The following is a 231-nucleotide window of genomic DNA, read 5'->3' as shown; positions in this document are numbered from 1 at the left end:
TGTGCGTCGCTAATCAAAGGAAAAACCACCGCTATTTGGTTAACGAGTGGCCTATTCAACGAATACCTTGACGCCCTCCAGCCACTGTTTGGGCAATTGCGTTATTTGATCATCGGCGGTGATATCCTCGACCCACGGAAAATCCAGCGGGTATTGTCAGCAGACACCAAACCCGAACGCCTGATCAATGGCTATGGCCCGACGGAAACCACCACGTTTGCCGCCACTTAT

The 231-nt window shown here is 51.5% G+C and carries 1 protein-coding gene; it reads left to right on the top strand.

All coding sequences use genetic code 11. The annotated features are described in order from the left end of the window. On the top strand, window positions 1-231 hold a 231-nt coding region (locus FE392_RS19310), incomplete at both ends, for an AMP-binding protein (protein ID WP_319931770.1).

The sequence above is a fragment of the Xenorhabdus santafensis genome, from assembly GCF_033949405.1.
Classification (GTDB): domain Bacteria; phylum Pseudomonadota; class Gammaproteobacteria; order Enterobacterales; family Enterobacteriaceae; genus Xenorhabdus; species Xenorhabdus santafensis.
Note: the sequence above shows the minus strand (reverse complement) of the source record. Positions and strands in the feature narration are given on the sequence as shown.